This window comes from Streptomyces sp. NPDC058576 (assembly GCF_042718715.1).
Taxonomy (GTDB): domain Bacteria; phylum Actinomycetota; class Actinomycetes; order Streptomycetales; family Streptomycetaceae; genus Streptomyces.
In genome coordinates this window covers 65,398-86,345 of record NZ_JBHXPF010000003.1, presented here as the reverse complement: position 1 = coordinate 86,345, position 20,948 = coordinate 65,398, and the positions used below count along the sequence as shown (strand labels likewise).

General features: G+C 73.2%; 16 protein-coding genes. 7 read left to right on the top strand and 9 right to left on the bottom strand.

Annotated features, from left to right (window positions below; translation table 11 throughout):
- Positions 1 to 109: 109 nt before the first annotated feature.
- Genes ACFWRV_RS03410 through ACFWRV_RS03395 form a run of 4 tightly spaced genes read right to left on the bottom strand, consistent with a single transcriptional unit; the run spans position 110 to position 5,303 of the window.
- The gene (locus tag ACFWRV_RS03410) at positions 110 to 1,072 is read right to left on the bottom strand and encodes an LD-carboxypeptidase (protein WP_384327479.1); all 963 of its coding nucleotides are present in this window, start codon (positions 1,070 to 1,072) and stop codon (positions 110 to 112) included.
- Positions 1,069 to 3,087, bottom strand: coding sequence for a S9 family peptidase (locus ACFWRV_RS03405; RefSeq protein ID WP_384327476.1), 2,019 nt, complete (start codon positions 3,085 to 3,087; stop codon positions 1,069 to 1,071). The genes ACFWRV_RS03410 and ACFWRV_RS03405 overlap by 4 nt, the downstream gene beginning before the upstream one ends.
- A 46-nt stretch (positions 3,088 to 3,133) precedes the next feature.
- Positions 3,134 to 4,477: a M20/M25/M40 family metallo-hydrolase gene (locus ACFWRV_RS03400; protein ID WP_384327473.1), complete on the bottom strand. Its 1,344-nt coding sequence runs from the start codon at positions 4,475 to 4,477 to the stop codon at positions 3,134 to 3,136.
- A complete protein-coding gene (locus tag ACFWRV_RS03395; protein ID WP_384327470.1) occupies positions 4,470 to 5,303 on the bottom strand; it encodes a M55 family metallopeptidase in 834 nt (277 codons plus the stop codon). Before ACFWRV_RS03395 ends, ACFWRV_RS03400 begins: the two co-directional genes overlap by 8 nt.
- Before the next feature lie 223 nt (positions 5,304 to 5,526).
- Between ACFWRV_RS03395 and ACFWRV_RS03390 the strand changes: the two genes are divergently transcribed.
- Together ACFWRV_RS03390 and ACFWRV_RS03385 are read left to right on the top strand one after the other, a co-directional pair.
- A complete protein-coding gene (locus ACFWRV_RS03390) occupies positions 5,527 to 7,002 on the top strand; it encodes an alpha/beta hydrolase family protein (protein WP_384327467.1) in 1,476 nt (491 codons plus the stop codon).
- Positions 7,003 to 7,113: 111 nt separating this feature from the next.
- Positions 7,114 to 8,799 (top strand): purine-cytosine permease family protein, encoded by a 1,686-nt coding sequence (locus tag ACFWRV_RS03385; protein ID WP_384327464.1) that lies wholly within the window; start codon positions 7,114 to 7,116, stop codon positions 8,797 to 8,799.
- A 24-nt stretch (positions 8,800 to 8,823) separates the two neighbouring features.
- Here ACFWRV_RS03385 and ACFWRV_RS03380 read toward each other — a convergent pair whose 3' ends face one another.
- Entirely contained in the window at positions 8,824 to 9,828 is a 1,005-nt protein-coding gene (locus ACFWRV_RS03380; protein WP_384327461.1) for an aldo/keto reductase, read from the bottom strand.
- 132 nt (positions 9,829 to 9,960) lie between these two features.
- Between ACFWRV_RS03380 and ACFWRV_RS03375 the strand changes: the two genes are divergently transcribed.
- Positions 9,961 to 10,947, top strand: a complete 987-nt coding sequence (locus tag ACFWRV_RS03375) for a LysR family transcriptional regulator (protein WP_384327458.1) — start codon at positions 9,961 to 9,963, stop codon at positions 10,945 to 10,947.
- 109 nt (positions 10,948 to 11,056) lie between these two features.
- On the opposite strand, the gene ACFWRV_RS03370 is transcribed toward ACFWRV_RS03375, so the two are convergent.
- The 3 genes from ACFWRV_RS03370 to ACFWRV_RS03360 all read right to left on the bottom strand — a co-directional run bounded on the left by ACFWRV_RS03370 (position 11,057) and on the right by ACFWRV_RS03360 (position 14,646).
- Positions 11,057 to 13,501 (bottom strand): MFS transporter, encoded by a 2,445-nt coding sequence (locus ACFWRV_RS03370; protein WP_384327455.1) that lies wholly within the window; start codon positions 13,499 to 13,501, stop codon positions 11,057 to 11,059.
- Positions 13,502 to 13,721: 220 nt separating this feature from the next.
- Positions 13,722 to 14,165, bottom strand: a complete 444-nt coding sequence (locus ACFWRV_RS03365) for an SRPBCC family protein (RefSeq protein WP_205082053.1) — start codon at positions 14,163 to 14,165, stop codon at positions 13,722 to 13,724.
- A gap of 88 nt (positions 14,166 to 14,253) precedes the next feature.
- Positions 14,254 to 14,646: a VOC family protein gene (locus ACFWRV_RS03360; protein ID WP_384327452.1), complete on the bottom strand. Its 393-nt coding sequence runs from the start codon at positions 14,644 to 14,646 to the stop codon at positions 14,254 to 14,256.
- Positions 14,647 to 14,815: 169 nt separating this feature from the next.
- Here ACFWRV_RS03360 and ACFWRV_RS03355 point away from each other — a divergent pair, with 169 nt between their 5' ends.
- The 3 genes from ACFWRV_RS03355 (at position 14,816) to ACFWRV_RS03345 (ending at position 18,221) form a co-directional block, all read left to right on the top strand.
- Positions 14,816 to 15,844, top strand: a complete 1,029-nt coding sequence (locus ACFWRV_RS03355; protein ID WP_384327448.1) for an Rv2578c family radical SAM protein — start codon at positions 14,816 to 14,818, stop codon at positions 15,842 to 15,844.
- Positions 15,845 to 15,988: 144 nt separating this feature from the next.
- Positions 15,989 to 17,575, top strand: a complete 1,587-nt coding sequence (locus ACFWRV_RS03350; protein ID WP_384327445.1) for an alpha/beta hydrolase — start codon at positions 15,989 to 15,991, stop codon at positions 17,573 to 17,575.
- 82 nt (positions 17,576 to 17,657) lie between these two features.
- On the top strand, positions 17,658 to 18,221 hold the full coding sequence (locus ACFWRV_RS03345) for a GNAT family N-acetyltransferase (protein WP_384327442.1): 564 nt from the start codon (positions 17,658 to 17,660) through the stop codon (positions 18,219 to 18,221).
- Here the strand turns inward: ACFWRV_RS03345 and ACFWRV_RS03340 are convergent.
- Entirely contained in the window at positions 18,199 to 18,771 is a 573-nt protein-coding gene (locus ACFWRV_RS03340) for an adenylosuccinate lyase (RefSeq protein WP_384327439.1), read from the bottom strand. The two genes, ACFWRV_RS03345 and ACFWRV_RS03340, sit on opposite strands and share 23 nt — an antisense overlap.
- Positions 18,772 to 19,131: 360 nt before the next feature.
- On the opposite strand from ACFWRV_RS03340, the gene ACFWRV_RS03335 reads away from it, so the two are divergent.
- On the top strand, positions 19,132 to 20,913 hold the full coding sequence (locus ACFWRV_RS03335; protein ID WP_384327978.1) for a 3-hydroxyacyl-CoA dehydrogenase family protein: 1,782 nt from the start codon (positions 19,132 to 19,134) through the stop codon (positions 20,911 to 20,913).
- Positions 20,914 to 20,948 lie beyond the last annotated feature (35 nt).

Sequence of the window (20,948 nt, the reverse complement as noted above, 5' to 3'; positions counted from 1 at the left end):
TGTCAGCGGTTATTGACGGATGTTCACGTTCCGCGGGCGGACGCACACACCCTCGCGCCCGCGCGGACGACGGCGCGGGCGGGTACGGGGGCGGGAGGGCCGAGGAGGCTCAGAGCAGGGCGGGGACCTCGACGGTGAGCGTGCAACGCCCGCCGTCCGCAGGCGCGTCGAGCACGCCGGGAACACCCAGGGGGATCGTCAGCGCGGTGGGACCGTGCCCGAACCCCAGCTCCTCGACCACGGGTATGCCCAGCGGGCCGAGCCGGTCGGCGAGCACGGCGCGGATCTTCTCGTACGGCCCGCACTCCTGCCAGGAGCCGCAGGCCACCCCGGCGACCCCGTCGAGGGCTCCGGACCGCAGCAGCCGGGTGAGGATGCCGTCGAGCCGGTAGGGCTCCTCCCCGGTGTCCTCGATCACCAGCAGGCCGCCGCGGGCGCCGGCCCGGCCTCCCGGGGTGCCCAGGTCGGCGGCGAGCAGGCTGACGCACCCGCCGTACAGGACGCCCCGGGCCCGGCCGGGGACCAGGGTCCCGGCCGACTCCAGGCCGAGGGTGCGCACGGTCTCGGGCTCGAAGAGCGTGGCGCGCAGGTGCTCCCGGGTCGGCGCGTCCTTGAGGAACGTCTCGGTGGCGACCATCGGCCCGTGCAGGGTCGCGAACCCGGCCCGCAGGGCGAACGCCTCGTGCAGCACGGTGATGTCGCTGTAGCCGACGAACGCCTTGGGCCCGGCGGCCCGGATCGCCGTCCAGTCGACCAGATCGACCATCCGGTGCGCGCCGTATCCGCCGCGGGCACAGAACACGGCCTCCACGGACGAGTCGCTCCACGCGGCCTGGAGGTCCGCCGCGCGGTCCCGGTCCGCCCCGGCGAGATAGTCCAACTCGGTTTGCGAGCTGAGGACATGGGGGCCGACGACGGGTTCGAGGCCCCAGTCGCGCAGGACGGCGAGGCCCTCCTCCAGCCGGTCGGCGGGCACCGGGCCGCTGGGGGCGACGACGGCGACCCGGGACCCGGGGCGCAGCCGGGGCGGCCGGGCGAGGGGTGCGGCCGGTCCGGGGGCCTGGGGTGTCACGTGGTCAGCTCCAGGGGCGGTACGTCGGTCCGGTCGATGCCGAATGTCCGGGTGTAGAGGGAGAGTTCGGCTTCCAGGGCGCGCACCAGGGTTTCCGCGCGGCGGAATCCGTGCCCCTCCCCCTCGAAGGCGAGGTAGGCGTGGGGAACGCCCCTGCCGGCCACGGCGGCGAGGAACCGCTCGCTCTGGGCGGGCGGACAGATCACGTCGGCCAGGCCCTGGAGCAGCAGGAACGGGGTGTTCAGCCGGTCGGCGCGGTGGAGCGGGGAGCGTTCCCGGTAGCGCTCGGGCACCTCCGCGAACGGGCCGACCAGGGACTCCAGATACTGCGACTCGAAGTCGTGGGTCCCGTCGGTGGCCCATCCTTCGAGGTCCAGGACCGGGTAGAGGATCGTCCCGCAGGCGTACAGGCCGGTACTGGTCAGCGAGGCGGCGACGGTCCAGCCGCCCGCGCTGCCGCCCCGGATCGCGAGCCGGTCCGGGTCGGCGGCGCCCTCCTCGACCAGGGCCGAGGCGACGGCCGCGCAGTCCGCCACGTCGACCACGCCCCACTCGCCGCGCAGCCGTTCGCGGTAGCGGCGTCCGTAGCCGGTGGAGCCGCCGTAGTTGACCTCGGCGACGCCGATGCCGCGCGAGGTGAAGTAGGCGATCTCCAGGTCGAGGACGAGCGGGGCGTGGCCGGTGGGGCCGCCGTGCGCCCGGACCACGTACGGGGGCTTCTCGCCCTCGGGGCCCACGTGTTCGGGGCTGCGCGGCGGAGAGATGTGGGCGTGGATCTCGCGGCCGTCGGGGCCGGTGAAGACGCGGTACTCGGGTGCCGGGTAGTACGCCGGGTCTACCGCGTCGCGGTGCGGTGTGCCGAGGGTGCGGGTGTGTCCGGTCGCGGTGTCCAGCTCGACGATCTCGGGGCCGGTGCGGGGGCCGGCCGCGACGCCGACGACCCGGCTGCCGTGCACGGCGAGCGTGTCGGACCAGGCGGTCCAGGGACCCGGGGTGTCCGCGAGTTCGCCGGTCTCCGGGTCGAGGATGCCGAGGCGGAGGTCGCCCTTGCCGTGCAGGACGGCGATGAGCCCGTTGTCCAGCGGGTGGAACCAGCGCGTCCCGATCTTCCAGAGCGGCCCGCCGAACTCCTCGCCCCGGGGCGGCAGCAGCCGGCTGCTGGGGACCACGCCGCCCGCGACGGCGTCGGGGCGGATGCGCTGGAGCTCCCACCAGTCGGCGAGGTCGGAGACGAACAGGAGGCTGCCGTCGCGGTCCCACTCCACCTGGCAGACCGATTCGTCGAGGTCCCCGACCAGGGGCCGTACGCCGGTGAAGTCACCCGTGCCGGTGATGTCGGCCAGCATGACCACCGTGCCGTCCCACGGCATCCGCGGGTGGTCCCAGGCGATCCAGGCGGCCCGTCGCCCGTCGTGGGACACCTTGGGGCCGGTGACGAACCGGTGCCGGTCGTCGGAGAGTTCCCGGATCGCGGCCCGGTCGTCGGCCGCCGACCCGTCGAGCGGTACGGCGGCGACCACACGGCGGACGTCGGTGGGGGCGGGCCCGGTGAACTCCTCCAGCACGCACCACACCTCGCCCTTCACCCCCTGCTCCGGGCGCACCTGCGGGTCCACCCAGCGCAACCCGCCGCCGACGCCGGAGACGGGGGTGAGGGGCCAGGGGTCGTCCGGCCCGTCGGGGGCGTAGGCGTACAGCCGCTGATCGGCGAAGTGGACGAACACCACGAGGAGTTCGCCGTCCTCGCGCACCGTGCCGGCCCAGGGCTGCCCGCCGTACTCGATGACCCGGCTGCGGGCGTTCCAGGGGGCGGGCAGCGCGAGGGCGGTGGTGCCGTCGGCGCGGCGGCGCATCAGGGCGCGGCGGCCGCCCTCTGCGGGGCGCGGCTCGGTCCACCAGACCTCGTCCCCGACGGCGCCGAGGTGGTCGGGGCGGCCGTCGTGCGAGGCGGCGAGGGCCGCGTCGATCGGCGACGGCCAGCTGCCGTACGGGGCTGCTGCGGGCACGGTGTTCACGTAGGTCGGTCCCCCCGGGGCGCGGATCGGTCGGCAGGCGGTCAGGTCAGGCGGTGCGCAGGTAGTGGTCCAGGACGCGGACGCCGAAGTGGAGCGCGTCGACGGGGACGCGCTCGTCGACGCCGTGGAAGAGCCGCTGGTAGTCGAAGCCGACGGGCAGCCTCAGCGGGGTGAAGCCGTAGCCGGTGATGCCGAGGCGGGAGAACTGCTTGGCGTCGGTGCCGCCCGACATGCAGTACGGGACGGTGTGCGCGCCCGGGTCGAACCGCTCGACGGCGGCGCGCAGCTTGGCGTACGTCGGGGAGTCGACCGGAGCCGTCAGGGCCCTCTCGCGGTGGTAGAACTCCCAGGAGACCGAGGGTCCGGTGAGCCGGTCCAGGGTCGCGTGGAACTCCTCGTCGCCGCCGGGGACCGTACGCCCGTCGATGAAGGCGGCGGCGTGGCCGGGAATGACGTTGACCTTGTAACCGGCGTCCAGCATCGTCGGGTTGCTGCTGTTGCGGATGGTGTTCTCGACCAGGGAGGCGGCCGGTCCGAGCTTGCCGAGGAGCTGGGCGACGTCGAAGGCGGGGTCGTCGAGGTCGGCGGTGATGCCGTGCAGGGCGGCGATCTCGGTGATCGCGGCCCGGACGGTCGGGGTGAGACGGATGGGCCACTCGTGCTCGCCGATCCGGGCGACGGCGGCGGCGAGCGTGCTCACCGCGTTCTCCCGGTTGACCTTGGAGCCGTGTCCGGCCCGGCCCTCGGCGGTCAGCTTCAGCCAGCCGGTGCCGCGCTCGCCCGCCGCGATCGGGTACAGCGAGAGGCCGTCGCCCGCGTGGAAGGTGAAGGCCCCGGACTCGCTGATGCCCTCCGTACAGCCCTCGAAGAGGCCGGCGTGCTCCTCGGTGAGGAAGCCGGAGCCGTCGGCGGCGCTGTCCTCCTCGTCGGCGGTGTAGGCGATGACGATGTCGCGCGCGGGGCGGAACCCCTCGCGGGCCCAGCCGCGTACGACGGAGAGGACCATCGCGTCCATGTTCTTCATGTCGACGGCGCCCCGCCCCCACACGACTCCGTCGCGGACCTCGCCGGAGAAGGGGTGCACGGTCCAGTCGGCGGGCTCGGCGGGCACCACGTCGAGGTGGCCGTGGACGAGCAGCGCGTCGGCCGACGGGTCGGTGCCCGGGATCCGGGCGACCACGTTGGTCCGGCCGGGGGTGCGCTCCAGCAGCGTCGGCTCGATTCCGGCGTCCGCGAGCCGCTGGGCGACGTACTCGGCGGCCGGGCGTTCCCGGCAGTCGCCGCCGCCCCGGTTGGTGGTGTCGATGCGGATGAGTTCGGAGGTGAACGTCACCACTTCGTCGAGGGCCTGCCGGTCGACGGGACCGAGCAGGTCGGGGGCCTCAGCCATACTGTTCCTCCACAGCGGCCGACACGATCGTCGTCACCGCCTTGAACGTGCGAATTCCTTCGTACATCGTCGCGCTGGTGTACGCGACGCGCCTCTCACCGCTCGCCGCGACGCCGGGGACCACGGTCGCGGCGGCCGCCAGATGTTCGGCGTCGAACTCCAGCTCGACGGTGAACGTCTTCCCGGCGACGGGGTCCCGACGCCCCGCGAGCGCGGTGGCCGCCTTCGCCGCCGTCCTGATGTCGGCGGCCGTACGGGCGGGGGTGCGGCACACCGCCGCGTAACGGGAGACGTGGTCCTTGACGGCGACCTTCCGCGCGTCGGGGGCGTACCCCTCGGCGTCCACGCAGGTCAGGTCGTCGCCGGTGACGAGGACGACGGGCACGCCGTACTCGGCGGCGACGTGCGCGTTGAGAAGCCCCTCGCTCGCGCGGACGCCGTTCAGCCAGACGCCGGTGATGGAGTTGGCGAGGTAGGTGTGGGCGAGGACGCCCTCCGTACCGGCTCCGGTGTGGTACCCGACGAAAGCCACCGCGTCCACGTCGCCGTGCTGGATGCCCTCCACCATGGACAGCGACTTGTGCTTGCCGGTGAGCATCTGGACCCGTTCGTCCATCCGCTCCAGCAGCAGATTGCGCATCGACCAGTGGGCCTCGTTGACCAGGACCTCGTCGGCGCCGCCGTCCAGGAAGCCGAGCGCCGCCGCGTTCACGTCCGAGGTGAACATCGGCCGGCAGCGCTCCCACTGCGGAGTCCCCGGCAGCACGTCGGCCGGCCAGGTCACTCCGGTGGCGCCTTCCATGTCCGCGCTGATGAGGATCTTCATCCGCCACACCGTACGCCCCGTGAGCGGCACGGGCCAGGGCGGCGCGGATCCGCCCGCCGGGGCGAACACTATGAACGCAATGCGCGCGGGGCTTCTCCCCCGGGTGCGGCGCTTCCTAGCATCCGGCATCCCGGCGCACCCCCGTGCCGGGGCAGCCGGCACCGACCGTGCCGGGCGGCGCCCGTGGCGCCGCCGCCTTCGCAGAACGCCAGGAGCCGCCCCCGTGAACTCCCCCCACGTGCCCGCCCGCGCCCTACCGCTGTACCGCCGCAACCGGTTCCGCTCGGCCGCGCTGGCCGCCACGGTCGCGGCCCTGCTCCTGGGGGCGGCGGGGCGGGCCCCGGCGGCGCCCGCCCCGGCCGGAAGCCCCGCCGGGGCCCCGGTCGCCGCCGCCTGCCCGGAGGCGCTGGCAGACAAGGCGCGGTGTTACACCGGCCGGGACGGGAACGGGGCGTACTACGCGCTCGCCGTCCCCACCCGCTGGAACGGCTCCCTGGTGGTGCACGCGCACGGCGGGCCCGATCTCGGCGACGCCTCGGACCCGGCCCGCTCGACCGAGGACCTGGAGCGCTGGGCCGTCATGGTCGAGGAGGGGTACGCCTGGGCGGGCTCCTCCTACCGGCGCGGCGGCTACGGGACCCGGATGGCGGCGGCCGACACCGAGAGCGTGCGCCGGGTCTTCGTCGACCGGTTCGGGAAGCCGGAGCGGACCTTCGTGCACGGCCAGTCCTGGGGCGGGAACGTGGCCGCCAAGGTCGCCGAGACGTACGGCCGGAAGCCCGGGGCGTACGACGGGGTGCTGCTGACCAACGGCGTCCTGGGCGGCGGCTCGCGCGGCTACGACTACCGGGTCGACCTGCGCGTGGTCCACCAGTATTACTGCGGCAACCACCCGCGTCCCACCGAGCCGCGGTACCCGCTGTGGCAGGGGCTGCGCCCGGACTCCACGATGACGTCCGCCGGGCTGAGCGCCCGGTTGCGGGAGTGCACGGGGTTCGACGCCGAACCGGCCGCGCGGACCGCGCTCCAGCAGCGCAACCTCGACGACATCCTGGCCGTCACCGGGATCCCGGAGCGGTCCCTGGAGTCGCATCTGCGGTTCGCCACGTTCACCTTCCGCGACATCGTCTCGACCCGGCTGGGGGGACGTAACCCCTTCTCGAACCGGGGTGTGCGGTATACCGGTTCGCACGACGACCGGGCGCTCAACGCGGGCGTGGAGCGGTTCTCGGCGGACCCGGCCGCGCGCCGGGACCTCTCGTGGGACAGCGACCTCACCGGGCGGGTGTCCCTGCCCGTCCTCACCCTGCACGCGATCGACGACCCCACGGCGTTCGTCGAGCACGAGGCCGCCTACCGGGCCACGCTGCGGGGCGCGGGCCGGGAGCACCGCCTCGTGCAGACCTTCACCCGGGAGAGCGAGCACAGCGGGCTGAGCGACGCGGAGTACGCCAACTCCATGGCAGGACTGGACCGTTGGGTCCGCACCGGCCGCAAGCCCACTCCGCGATCGCTGGCCGACTCGTGCGCCGCCTTCGACCAAAGCCGCGGCACGGGCTGCTTCTACGATCCGGCGTTCCGGCCCTCCCCGTACGCCTCCCGGGTGCTGCCCCGGCCGGGCGGACTCGGCTGGCCCGCCCTGACGGCCGGGCAGGAGCGGGCCTGGGGCCGGATCGACGGAGTGGGCATCGCGCCCTGACTCCGGGGCCTCGCGTCACCCCGGCCGGCCGGCGGGCCGTGAGTCCGCCGAAACGCCCCCTTCACACCGGGCGTACGCGAGGGTAACGGCGACTGCCTAGCGTCGCCCGCCATGGATACCCGCACTCAGCTCGCCGAACCTGCCCCGTTGGACCCCGCGCCGCCCGCCGCCCCTGACGGGCCCCAGGCGGTGCGGGAGACGCTGGAGGACTACACCCTCCGCTTCGCGCCGCGCAGTTACCGCCGCTGGACCCCGATGGTCGTGGCGACCACGGCGCTCGGCGGTATCGCGTACATGGCCGACTTCTCCATCGGCGCCGGGATCGCCATGGCCCACGGCACCGGCAACGCGCTGGTCGCGATCACCGTGGCCGCGGCCCTCATCTTCATCACCGGTTTCCCGCTCGCGTACTACGCGGCCCGCTACAACATCGACCTGGACCTGATCACCCGGGGCTCCGGCTTCGGCTACTACGGCTCGGTCGTCACCGGCGTCATCTTCGCCAGCTTCACGGTCATCTTCTTCGCCCTCGAAGGCGCGATCATGGCCCAGGGCCTCAAGCTCGGTTTCGGGCTGCCGCTGTGGCTCGGCTACGCCGTCTCCACCCTCATGGTCATCCCGCTCGTCATCTACGGGATGAAGGCGCTGAGCAAGCTCCAGGTGTGGACCACCCCGGTCTGGCTGCTCCTGATGGTCGGCCCGCTGGTCTACCTGGTCGCCACCGACCCGGGCACGGTCGACAGCTTCCTCGCCTACGCGGGCACCGACGGCGAGGGCAGCCTGAACACCGCGTCCGTGCTGCTCGGCGCGGGCGTCTGCCTCTCCCTCATCGCGCAGATCGGCGAGCAGATCGACTACCTGCGCTTCATGCCGCCGAAGACCGAGGCCAACAAGCGCGGTTGGTGGACCGCGATGGTCATGGCAGGTCCCGGCTGGGTGGTGCTCGGCGCGGTCAAGCAGGCCATCGGCGTCTTCCTCGCCGTCTACATCCTGTCCGAGGTGGGACCGGCCGCCGCGACCGAGCCGATCCAGCAGTTCCGCGGCGCGTTCGACGCGATGATGCCGTCCTGGCTGGTGGTGCCGCTGGCCGTGATCCTGGTCGTCATCAGCCAGATCAAGATCAACGTGACGAACGCCTACTCCGGCTCGCTGGCCTGGACGAACTCCTTCACCCGTGTCACCAAGCACTACCCGGGCCGCATGATCTTCGTTCTGGTGAACCTGGCCTTCGCGCTGATCCTGATGGAGGCCGACATGTTCAGCTTCCTCAACAGCATCCTGGGCTTCTACTCCAACTGCGCCATCGCCTGGGTGGTCACCGTCGCCACCGACATCGGGGTGAACAAGTACCTGCTGAAGCTGTCCCCGCACGCGCCGGAGTTCCGCCGGGGCATGCTCTACGCGGTCAACCCGGTCGGCGTGACCGCGTTCACCGCCGCCTCCGGGCTCTCCATCGCGATGTACTTCCACGCCTTCGGGGACACGCTCCAGCCCTACTCCCCCGTCGCCGCCGTGGTGATCGCGTTCGTTCTCACCCCGGTGATGGCGATCGTCACCCGGGGCAAGTACTACCTGCGCCGGAGCGACGACGGCATCCCGGTGCCGCTGCTGGACGCCGAGGGCAACCCGAGCGCGGACACCTACGACTGCCACGTCTGCCGGCAGACCTTCGAGCGCCCGGATCTGGCCGCCTGCCCGGCCCACGACGCCATGGTCTGCTCCCTGTGCCTGAGCACGGACAAGGCGGGCGACCATGTCCTTCCGGCCGCCCCGCCCGTACCGCTCTCCCGCACCTGACCCGCTGTACGTGCGTGAGCGGCGTCAGCCCGTCTTCGTGTCCCGCAGCAGCTCCTCGATCCGGGACAGCTCGTCCTCGGTGAAGTCCAGGTTCCGGGCGGCCTCGACGCTGTTCTCCAACTGGGTCACGCTGCTCGCGCCGACGACGGCGGAGGTGAGCCGGCCGCCGCGCAGCACCCACGCCAGCGCCAGCTGCGCGAGCGACTGGCCACGCTCCTTCGCCAGCGCGTCCAGCGCGCGCAGCCGCTCCACCAGCTGCGGGGTGACGGCGTCGGCGCTCAGGAAGGGGCTGGCGCCCGCCGCCCGGGAACCGGCCGGAATGCCGTGCAGATAGCGGTCGGTCAGAATGCCCTGCTCCAGCGGCGAGTACGCGATGGACCCGGCGCCCAGCTCGTCGAGAACGTCCGGCAGCCCGTCGTCCTCGATACGGCGGTCGAGCATCGAGTAGCGGGGCTGGTGGATGAGGAGCGGGGTGCCGAGGTCCTTGAGGATGGCGGCGGCCTCGCGGGTCTGCGCGGCGGAGTAGTTGGACAGACCCACGTACAGCGCCTTGCCCTGCCGTACGGCGGTGTCGAGCGCGCCCATCGTCTCTTCGAGGGGGGTCTCGGGGTCGGGCCGGTGGGAGTAGAAGATGTCGACGTACTCCACGCCGAGCCGCTTCAGGCTCTGGTCCAGGGATGCGCGCAGGTACTTCCGCGAGCCCCACTCCCCGTACGGCCCCTCCCACATGTGGTAGCCGGCCTTGGTGGAGATGACGATCTCGTCGCGCAGGTGGGCGAAGTCGGTCGCCAGGGCGCGGCCCAGGGTGAGTTCGGCGGAGCCGGGCGGCGGGCCGTAGTTGTTGGCCAGGTCGAAGTGGGTGATGCCGAGGTCGAAGGCGCGGCGCAGGATGGCGCCCTGCGTCTCGGGCGTCCGGTCTCCCCCGAAGTTGTGCCAGAGGCCGAGGGAGAGCGCGGGCAGCAGCAGACCGCTGCGGCCGGTGCGCCGGTAGGGCATGGCGGAGTAGCGGTCGGCGGACGGCAGGTACATACGAGGCTCCGCGGGAGGGGTACGGGGGTGGCGCGCCGGGACCGGCACGCGTACGGACCCCAGGCTTCCGCAGATGGATCCAGCAGTCCAACAGGAGATTCCGCTCGGATTCATCGCCTACATTGCTCAATCATGGAATTGCGTCAGCTGGAGCACTTCGTCGCCGTGGCGGAGGAGCAGCACTTCACCCGCGCCGCCGAGCGCCTCGCCGTCTCGCAGTCCGGGCTCTCCGCCTCCGTCCGGGCGCTGGAGCAGGAGCTGCGGACCCCGTTGTTCAGCCGCACCACGCGCACGGTCCGGCTCACCGAGGCGGGGCGGGCGCTGCTGGTGGAGGCGGAGCGCACGCTGGCGGGGGCGCGGGCGGCGCGGGACGCGGTCGATGCCGTGCGGGGGCTGCTGCGCGGGACGCTGACCGTGGGGGTCGAGCAGTGCGTGGCGGGGGTGAGCCCGGCGCGGCTGCTGGCGGCGTTCCACCGGGAGCATCCGCAGATGGAGCTGCGGCTGCGCCAGGAGGGCACCAGCAGTCTGCTGGACGGGGTGGCGGGCGGACGCCTCGACCTGGCGTTCGCTGCGACGGTCGGCCCGGCGGAGTGGCGCGGGGAGCTGGTGCCGCTGGCCCGGGAGCCGATGGTGCTGCTGTGTGCGGCGGGGCATCCGTTCGCCGGGCGGGCCGAGGTGGGCTGGGAGGAGCTGCCGGGGGCGTCGTTCATCGACTTCCATCCGGACTGGGGGCCGCGCCGGGCCGCCGACGAGGCGTTCGCGGCGGCGGGGGTGCGCCGGACGGTGGGGCTGGAGGTCAACGACGTGCACAGCCTGCTGGAGCTGGTGCAGGAGGGGCTGGGGATCGCGGTGGTGCCGCACCACTTCTCCCGTAAGCCGGAGGCGGCGCGGCTGGTCGCGGTGGAGCTGACGGGGGCGCACCGGCCGGTGTACGAGAGCGTGGTGGTGCTGCCGGGGGCGCGGAGCCTGAGCCCGGGGGCGCGGGCTCTGATGCGGCTGGTGCGGGAGGACCCGGTACGGGAGCCGGCCGGGAACGACGCGGGGCAGGAGCCGGCCGGGCAGGACGCGGGGCGGGAGCCGGCCGGGCAGGACGCGGGGCGGGCGTGGCTCCGCGGCTGAGTCCTGGCGCCCCACCGGCACCTGGGACCCCTCCGGCCTAGGGGCCCGTCGACCCATGGAGCCCCACCGGCCCCAGGGGCCCCGGGGCCCCGCCCCGGTCCCGTACGGCTCAGTCCTCGTGCCCCAGCTGGAGGTCGCGCTCGGTGCGGCCGCCGCCCGCGACCTGGAGGACGGTGGCGACCGGCGGGTATCCGGCGGCGATCACGGTGTACTCGCCGGACGACAGGTCGACGAACCGGAACGAGCCGTCGGGCCCGGTGGTGAGCGTGTCCACCACGTTGCCCGCCGCGTCGAGCAGGGTGACCCGGGCGTCCTCGACGGGCCGTCCGCCGGTGGCCCGGACGACGCCGCGCAGGACGGCCCCGCCCGCCAGCTCGATGTCCTGCCGGGTCTCGCGGGCGGCCTGCACGCTGACCGGGAGGGCGGCGGGGCGGAAGGCGGGGGCGCTGGCGGCGAGGGTGTACTCGCCCGCGATGAGCTCGCCGATGACATAGCCGCCCTCGCGCCCCGTACGGGTCGAGGCGACGACCTCGCCCCGTACGTCGGTGAGCGTGACGGCCGCATCGCGGACCGGGGCCCCGTCGGGGGTGAGGACGGAGCCGGCGAGGCGTCCGGCGCCGCCGAGCACCACGTCCAGCTCGACCGGGCGTTCGCCCACGGTGACGCTCACGGCCTGCGGCTGGTGGCCTCCGGCGGCGGCGATCAGGACGTAGGAGCCGGCGCCGGGGACGCTGAGCGCGTACCGCCCGTCCTCGCCGCTGGCCCCGCGCCCGATCTGCTGCCCCTGGACGTCGATGAGGGTGAGGGCGGCCCGGGGAACGGTGGTGCCGTCGGGGTGCTGGACGCTGCCGTGGACCGGGACCCCGGCGAGGTGCCCGAGGGCGGCGGGCCGGCCGGAGTCGGCGCGGGCGGCGGGGATCTGCGTGGTCTCGGCGGCTTCGGGGCTGTGGTGGGACACCAGCGGTTTCTCCTTGAGGAAGAAGGCGAGGATCAGGCCGAGCACGAGCACCGGCACGAGGTAGAGGAAGATGCGCGGCATCGCGTCGACGTACGCCTGGATGTAGGCGTCGCGCAGCGCGGGTTCCATCGCGTGGACGATCTCCGGGGTGATCGACTCGGGGGCGGGCAGCTCCGCGCCGGTGGGCAGGCGCACGCCGAGGGCGTCGGAGAGCCGCCCGGCGAACAGCGTGCCGAAGATGGCCGCGCCGACGCTGCCGCCGATCTGCCGGAAGTAGTTGTTGGCGCTGGTGGCGGTGCCGAGGTCCGAGGGACGTACGGAGTTCTGCACGGCGAGCACGAGGACGGACATGACCAGCCCGATGCCGAGGCCGAGGACGGCCTGGTAGAAGCTGTACGCCAGGGCGGAGGTGTCCGCCTCCAGCAGGGACAGCAGCCCCATGCCGACCACCGAGACGGCGCTGCCGACGATCGGGTAGATCCGGTAGCGGCCGGTGCGGGTGATGAGCTGGCCGGAGGCGATGGAGCCGCCGACGATGCCCATCATCATCGGGAGCATCAGCAGCCCGGACTCGGTGGCGCTGACGCCGTCGACCATCTGGAGATAGGTGGGGAGGTAGCTGGCGGCCCCGAAGAGCGCGATGCCGACGACCGCGCCGACCAGGCCGGTGACGTTGAAGACGGAGTCGCGGAACAGCCGCAGCGGGATGATCGGTTCTGCGGCCCGGTGCTCGGCCACGACGAAGAGCGCCGTGGTGACGACCGCGCCCGCCGCCAGGCCCAGGATGGTGCGCGAGCCCCAGGCGTACTCGGTACCGCCCCAACTGGTCACCAGCACCAGGCAGGTGGAGGCGACGGCGAGGAGCACCGCGCCCAGGACGTCGAGCCGGGGGCGTACGGCGGGCCGGGGCAGCTTGAGGACGACCGCGATGACGGCCAGGGTGACCAGGCCGAACGGGACGTTGATGTAGAAGCACCAGCGCCAGGAGGCGTGGTCGGTGAAGAACCCGCCGAGCAGGGGCCCGGCGACCGAGGCGAGGCCGAAGACCGCGCCGATGAGGCCCATGTAGCGGCCGCGCTCCCGGGCCGGGACGATGTCCGCGATGATCGCCTGGACGCCGATCATGAGACCGCCGCCGCCGACGCCCTGGATGGCGCGGAAGGCGATCAGCTCGTCCATGGTGCGCGACCAGCCCGCGAGGGCGGAGCCGATGATGAACACGACGATGGCGAACTGGAAGACGCCCTTGCGGCCGAAGAGGTCGCCGAGCTTGCCGTACAGCGGCAGGACGATGGTCGAGGCGAGGAGGTAGGCGGTGACCGCCCAGGACATCTTCTCCAGGCCGCGCAGCTCACCGACGATGCGGGGCAGGGCGGTGGCGACGATCATCTGGTCGAGCGCCGCGAGCAGCAGGGTGAGCATCAGCCCGAGGAAGACCATGCGGACCTTGCGGGGGCTGATGTCCGCCGGTGGCTGGCCGGGTCCGGCCGGTGGGGGTGGCGGGGGCGGTGCGGCGAGGGCTCCGGCCGTCGCCGCCGGGCCCTCCGGTCCCGGGCCGTCCGGCTCGTCCTTCACCAGCGTGATACCGCCCACCACGTAACGCTCCCCTCGTCGCACCTGCGCCGCCCATTTCTCGCATCGCGCGGCAAGGCGGGGCAAACGTGACGAGGGGCGTACGCGGCGCGCACGGAGGGCTTATGCGCCGGTGGGAGCCACTACGGCGCACAACCGGCCGTCCCGGAAAACCACCCGTTCCGGTGAGGCCGGTCGTCCTGCGGAGGCCGGACGGACCGTTCTCCGACGCAGCGGAGGGCGGCTACTTCTCGACCTCGGTGGCGAGGTTCTGGAGCAGTTCGTCGTAGATGCGGGCGAGGCCCTTGGGGGCGAAGGTCCGCTCGAAGAACCCGCCGATGCCGCCCGCGCCGTCCCAGACGGTGACCACGACGGCCTTGGACTTTCCCTCACCGGCCGGGGTGACGGTCCAGGTGGTGACCATGGAGGAGTTGCGGTCCTTCTCGACGAGCTGCCCGTCGGTCGGCTCGCTGACCTCCAGCAGGCAGTCGCGGACGCGCTTGCTGGTCGCCTGGAGCTTCCAGTGCACGAGGGTGCCCTCGCCGTCGCCGCCCTCCCGGACCTCGTACTCGCTGAAGTGCCCGGGCAGCACCTTGCCGCGGACGTCCTTGTAGTCGGCCAGCGCGTCGAACACCGCCTCTGCGTCCGCCGCGATGATGCGTTCCGTGGTGGCCTCGACCTGCGCCATGGCTGTTCCTCCAGCAATCCGTGGTTCGGGGGGTGAGCTGAGCCAACCACCTCGGGCACGGCCGCTCAAAATCGGGGCGGGGAGGGGATCAGGGGCAGCGGGTCGCGAGGACGCAGAACTCGTTGTCCTCCGGGTCGGTGAGGACGACCCAGCTCGCGCCGCCCTGGCCGACGTCGGCGTGCCGGGCCCCCAGATCGAGCAGCCGGCGCACCTCCTCGTCCTGCTCCCGGTCGGTGGGGTTGACGTCGATGTGGAGCCGGTTCTTGACCGCCTTGCCCTCGGGCACCCGCGCGAAGGTCAGCACCGGCGGCACGGGGCCGGGCCGGGCCCGGCCCTCGGGCACCTCGGGCGAGCCGATGGTGACGACGCCGTCGCCCCGGTCCTCGCGCACCACCTCGTAATCGAGCACCGCGCACCAGAAGCGGGCGAGGCCGGTGGGGTCGGCGCAGTCGATCGCGAGCTCGGTGAACTTGCTGGCCATGGTCGGGACCTCCCGGTCGGGTAGCGGCTCGTCCAGGCCCACACGGTAGTGCCGGCGCCCCGCGGCCACCGGTGCCGGGGGACACACGGCAGACCGGCACCGGGCCTGCCTCGCACGATCAAGGGAACAAGTGTTCTATTCTGCGAGGAGTGCTACCGAGGAGGCGTCCATGCGCTGGGACAATCTGGTCGAGAAGAACTCGACGACCGGGAACAGCGCGCTCTTCGCCGCGGACGCGGTGACCACGCGCACGTTCGACACCCCGGAATTCCGGGGCATCACCTTCCACGAGATCCGGGCCCGTTCGATCCTGAACCGGGTGCCCGGAGCCTCGCGGATGCCGTTCGAATGGACGGTGAACCCCTACCGGGGCTGCACGCACGCCTGTGTGTACTGCTTCGCCCGCAAGACCCACAGCTATCTGGACCTGGACACCGGCATCGGCTTCGACTCCCAGATCGTCGTCAAGATCAACGCGGCCGAGCTGCTCCAACGGGAGCTGGCCTCCCGGCACTGGCGCGGCGAGCACATCGCGATGGGCACGAACGTCGACTGCTACCAGCGGGCCGAGGGCCGCTACCGGCTCATGCCGGGCATCATCGCGGCGCTGCGCGACCGGGCCAACCCGTTCTCCATCCTGACCAAGGGCACGCTGATCCTGCGCGACCTGGAACTGCTGCGGCAGGCGGCGGAGGTCACCGAGATCGGTGTCTCGGTCTCCGTGGGCTTCACCGACCGGGAGCTGTGGCGGACGGTCGAGCCGGGCACCCCCTCCCCCGAACGCCGACTGGACGTGGTGCGCGCCCTCACCGAGGCCGGGATCGGCTGCTCGGTCCTGATGGCCCCGGTCATCCCGTTCCTCGGCGACCGCCCGGAGCAGCTGCGCGCCACGGTCGCGGCCATCGCGGACGCGGGAGCCACCTCGGTGACTCCGCTGGTCCTGCATCTGCGCCCCGGCGCGCGCGAGTGGTACATGGACTGGCTCCAGCAGCACCATCCGCATCTGGTGGAGCGCTACGAGCGGATGTACGCGGACGGGGCGTACGCCCCCACCTGGTACCAGCGCCGGATCACGCGTCAGGTGCACGAGCTGGCGGACGAGTTCGGGATCGGCCCGGCCCACCGGGGCGAGCCCCGCCGGATCACCCCGGAGCCGGCCGCACCGGAGCCCGGCCCGACCCAGCTGACCCTGCTCTGAGGCGTAACCGTGGGACCCGTGGGGCCGATGGCGTGACCGTACGGGTCGACTCCGCGCGGAACGGGCCCTTCCGCGGGGGAATTCGGAGAGCATGCGGCGGGGACCGGTGATCCGGCGCCGCGTCCCGCCACTCCGGGAGGCCCCATGACGAAACGTGCAGGAATTCTGGTCGCCGTCGGCGCGACCGTCGCCGGTCTGCTGACCGCCGCGCCCGGCCCGGCCGCCGCCACCGCGGCGAGCGCGCCGCCCGCCCCGAAGCTGAAGTGGACCGACTGTCCGACCGAGAGCTACCCGACGCTCCAGTGCGCGAAGGTCCGCGCCCCGCTGGACCACCTCCGCCCGTCCGGCCGTCAGGTCACGCTCGCCCTGTCCCGCGTCCCGCACACCGCGAAGAAGTTCCAGGGCCCGCTGCTGGTCAACCCGGGCGGTCCGGGCGGCAGCGGCCTGTCGATGGCCGGGTTCGTGGCGTCCTCGCTGCCGAAGAAGGTCGCCGCCCAGTACGACGTGATCGGCTTCGACCCGCGCGGCGTCGGCAAGAGCACCCCCGCCCTGAACTGCCTGCCCGGGCACTTCGATCCGGTGCGCCCCGACTCGGTGCCGGCCTCCTACCGCGCGGAGCGGATCAACCGCGACCGGGCGGCGTCCTTCGCCCGGGCCTGCGGGGAGAAGCACGGCGACGTGCTGCCGTACATGGACACGGTCAGCGCGGCCAAGGACCTCGACGTGATCCGCCGGGCACTGGGCTCCCGGCAGCTCAACTACTTCGGCTACTCCTACGGCACCTACCTCGGCGCGGTCTACGCCAAGCTGTACCCGGAGCGTGTGCGCCGCCTGGTCCTGGACTCGGTCGTCGACCCGGACGACGTCTGGTACGAGGGCAACCTCGGCCAGGACTACGCCTTCGACGACCGCCACAAGGCCTTCGCCGCCTGGGTCGCGAAGAACGACGCCGCCTACGGCCTGGGCACCGACCCCGCCCGCGTCGAGGCCGCCTGGTACCGGATGCGGGCGGACGTGGCGCGGCAGCCCGCGGGCGGCACGGTCGGCGCGAGCGAGCTGGAGGACACCTTCCTGCCCGGCGGGTACTACAACGGCTACTGGCCCTACCTCGCCGAGGCGTTCGCCGCGTACGTGAAGGACCGGGACGCCGAGGCGCTGGTCGAGGTGTACGAGAACTTCGGCGCGGTCGACGCGAGCGGCGACAACGGCTACTCGGTCTACACGGCCGTCCAGTGCCGCGACGCCGGCTGGCCCGAGCACTGGAGCACCTGGCGCAACGACAGCCGGCGCATTCACCAGAAGGCGCCGTTCATGACCTGGAACAACACCTGGTACAACGCGCCGTGCGCGGACTGGCCGGTGGCGCCGCTGCACCCGGTCCCGGTGAACAACCGGCAGGTGCCCCCGGCGCTCATCCTCCAGGCGACCGACGACGCGGCGACCCCGTACGGCGGCGCGGTCAGCATGCACCGCAAGCTCAAGGGCTCCAGCCTCGTCGTGGAGGAGGGCGGCGGCAACCACGGCATCACGCTGAGCGGCAACGCGTGCCTGGACGGGCATCTGACGGCCTATCTGACCGACGGCACGGTCCCGCGCGGCCGGGGCGAGGCGGACGCGGTCTGCGCCGCCCTGCCGGAGCCGAAGCCGCTGCCCGCCGAGAAGGCGGCGGCGCAGTCGGTGGACAACAGCAAGGGCAGCCGCCTGCACGGTCTGCTCGGCTTCCGCCGCTGATTCCGAACCCCGGCCCGGCGCCCGGACAGCCCGCGGAAAAAGCACGGGCGGGGTGCGCGGGGGTGGGCGAGGATGGCCCGGCATGAGGCACTCCACCACTCCCCCGCCCCCGCCCGGCACCACCGTCCGTGACATGCGGATCGAGGACTGCGAGGCGGTCGCCACGATCCGGGTGCGCGGCTGGCAGCACACGTACCGGGGCATGATTCCGCAGCCCTTTCTGGACGCGATGGACATCGGCCGGGAGACGGAGCGGCGCCGCGGGTACTTCACCGAACGCGGGGAGTACGTAGACGTGGTGGCCCAGCGGCCGGACGGAACGGTGATCGGCTGGGCCTGCAGCGGCCCTTACCGCGCCGAGGGCCGTCGGCTCGCCCGGTGCGAGCTGTACGCGATCTACGTGCTGCCCGCGCACATAAGGACCGGGGTCGGCGGCGCCCTGCTGACCGAGCTGATGACCCGGGCCGCCACCGCGGGCCACCCGGACATGGCGCTGTGGGTGCTCCGGGAGAACACGGCGGCGCGCCGCTTCTACGAGCGGGCCGGGTTCCGGCCGGACGGCGCGCAGGAGGAGTTCGAGGCGGGCGGAGTCATGGTGCCGGAGCTGCGCTACGTCCGCCCGCTCACTCCTGCGGCAGCCGGCTGAGCGCAGCCGCGGCGGCCGCCCCGAGCCGGGGGTGCGGGAGGGCCGCCGTGAGCACCGGGCGGGCCTGTTCGTCGGCCAGCCGGCCGAGGCCCTCGACGCAGGCCAGGGCGACGCGCCAGTGGGGTTCGCCGGGGGCCAGCAGGCGTTGGAGGGTGGCGACCAGGGCGGGGACCGACTCGGGGGCCCGCAGGTCGGTCAGCAGGCGCACCGGGTGCAGCGCGTAGGCGGTGCGCAGGGCGTTGGTGGCGAGGGCGGCGGCGGCCCGGGGCGTGCGGGGGTCGTCAAGGCGGGCCAGGGCGTGGGCGGCGGAGACGCAGCGTTCAGGGTCGCGGTGGTTGAGCAGGAGCACCAGCGCCTCGAAGGCCCGCCGGTCGCCCGCGCAGCCGAGCCGGAAGGCTGCCAGCTCGCGGGCCCACAGCGGCTGGTGCGGCTCCACGAGGACGCGGGCCAGCTCCTCGGGGTCCTCGGCGGCCGCGAGCCGGGCGTACTGCGGCGATCCGGCGGCCTCGGGCTCCAGCCGGTCCATGAGTGAACGGAACTCCTCATCCATGACGCTCAGCGTATCGACGGATACGCTCCGTACGGAGCCGGTCGGCGGAGTCCGTGTGGCCCAGGGCACACGAATCCCGGGGTGGCGCGCTCGTTACTCGCCGGTTAGTCTCATCTGAGCGGGGCACACTCCCCGCAGGCTCCGGTGGCCTGGTGACGCAGCCATCCGGAGTGCTTGTCGGTTCGGCTTTCCGTGCGACGCGACTTCGGGACAGAGTCCGTCACCCCTCACGGCCGGGCGCGCGCTCTTCGCGCCTAGGCCCCGTGCTCCACGACACGCAGCTTCCGCACGCCACGCGCCGCTCCCTCATCGCCGCGCGCGCCGTGCTCCCACAGTCGTCACTCACCCTGGAGTCCCGTGATGGACACCCCTCTCTCCACCATCGCCGTCGTCGGCCTCGGCACCATGGGCACCGGCATCGCCGAGGTCCTGGCCCTGGCGGGCCGCGAGGTCATCGGCATCGACGTCAGCGAGGCGGCAGCCCTCGGCGCCGTCGCCTCCCTCGAAGCGTCCACCGCACGGGCCGTGGGCCGCGGGCGGATCACCGAGCAGGACCGGGCCGCCGCGCTCGCCCGGTTCCGTACCGGGGACAGCCTCCGGGCCGCCGCCGATGCCGAGCTGGTCATCGAGGTGGTGCCCGAGTCGTACGAGATCAAGCAGCAGGTGTTCCGGGACCTCGACGCGATCGTCTCCCCCACCGCGATCCTGGCCACCGGCACCAACGCCCTGTCGGTGACCCGGCTGGCCGCCGAGTCCCAGCACCCCGAGCGCGTGCTCGGCCTGCACTTCTTCAACCCGGCGCCCGCGATGAAGCTCGTCGAGGTGGTCTCCTCGGTGCTCACCGCGCCGCCCGCCGTCGAGGCCGTCACCAAGCTGGCCCGGGAGCTGGGCAAGGAGCCCGTCGCGGTCGGCGACCGGCCCGGGTTCGTCGCGGACGGGCTGCTCTTCGGCTACCTCAACCAGGCCGCCGCGATGTACGAGGCGAACTACGCCTCCCGCGAGGACATCGACGCCGCGATGAAGCTGGGCTGCGGGCTGCCGATGGGCCCGCTGGCCCTGCTCGACCTGATCGGCATCGACACCGCCCGTACGGTCCTGGAGGCGATGTACTCCGCTTCCCACGACCGGCTGCACGCCCCGGCCCCCGTCCTCGGGCAGCTCAGCAGCGCGGGCCTGACCGGACGCAAGGCCGGGCGCGGTTTCTACACGTACGACGCCCCGGGCGGCCAGGCCGTGGTGCCCGACGCGCTGACCCCGGCGGCGGAGAGCACGGCCGGGGCCGGGCGCGAGGTGGCGTCCGTCGGGGTCGCGGGGTCCGGGACGATGGCGTCCGGGATCGCGGAGGTCTTCGCGAAGGCCGGCTACGGCGTGGTGCTGGCGGCCAGGACCCAGGAGAAGGCGGACGTCGCCAAGGGGCGGATCGCGAAGTCGCTGGAGCGTTCGGTGTCCAAGGGGCGGCTGACCGCCGAGGCCCGGGACGAGACGCTGGCGCGGATCACGGCGGCCGGTTCGCTGGAGGGGTTCGCGGAGGTCGACCTCGCCGTGGAGGCGGTCGCCGAGGACCTGGAGATCAAGCAGCAGCTGTTCGCCGCCCTGGACAAGGTCTGCCGGCCGGGCGCGGTGCTCGCCACCACCACCTCCTCGCTGCCGGTCGTCGCCATCGCCCGGGCGACCGGGCGCCCCGAGGACGTCATCGGGATGCACTTCTTCAACCCGGCGCCCGCGATGAAGCTGGTCGAGGTGGTCCGCACCGTTCTGACCGCCGACGACGTGCACGCCACGGTCCGCGCGGTGTGCGCGAAGATCCGCAAGCACCCGGTCGACTGCGGGGACCGGGCCGGGTTCATCGTGAACGCGCTGCTGTTCCCGTACCTCAACAACGCGATCAAGATGGTCGAGGAGCACTACGCCTCGCTGGACGACATCGACGCGGCGATGAGGCTGGGCGGCGGCTACCCGATGGGCCCGTTCGAACTGCTCGACGTGGTGGGCCTGGACGTCTCGCTGGCCATCGAGAAGGTGCTGCACCAGGAGTTCCGCGACCCGGGCCTGGCGCCCGCGCCGCTGCTGGAGCACCTGGTCGCCGCGGGCTGCCTCGGCCGCAAGACGGGGCGCGGCTTCCGCGAATATGCCCGTCGCTGACCCGGGAGCCGGGTGGGGCGGGCTGCTGGGACCCT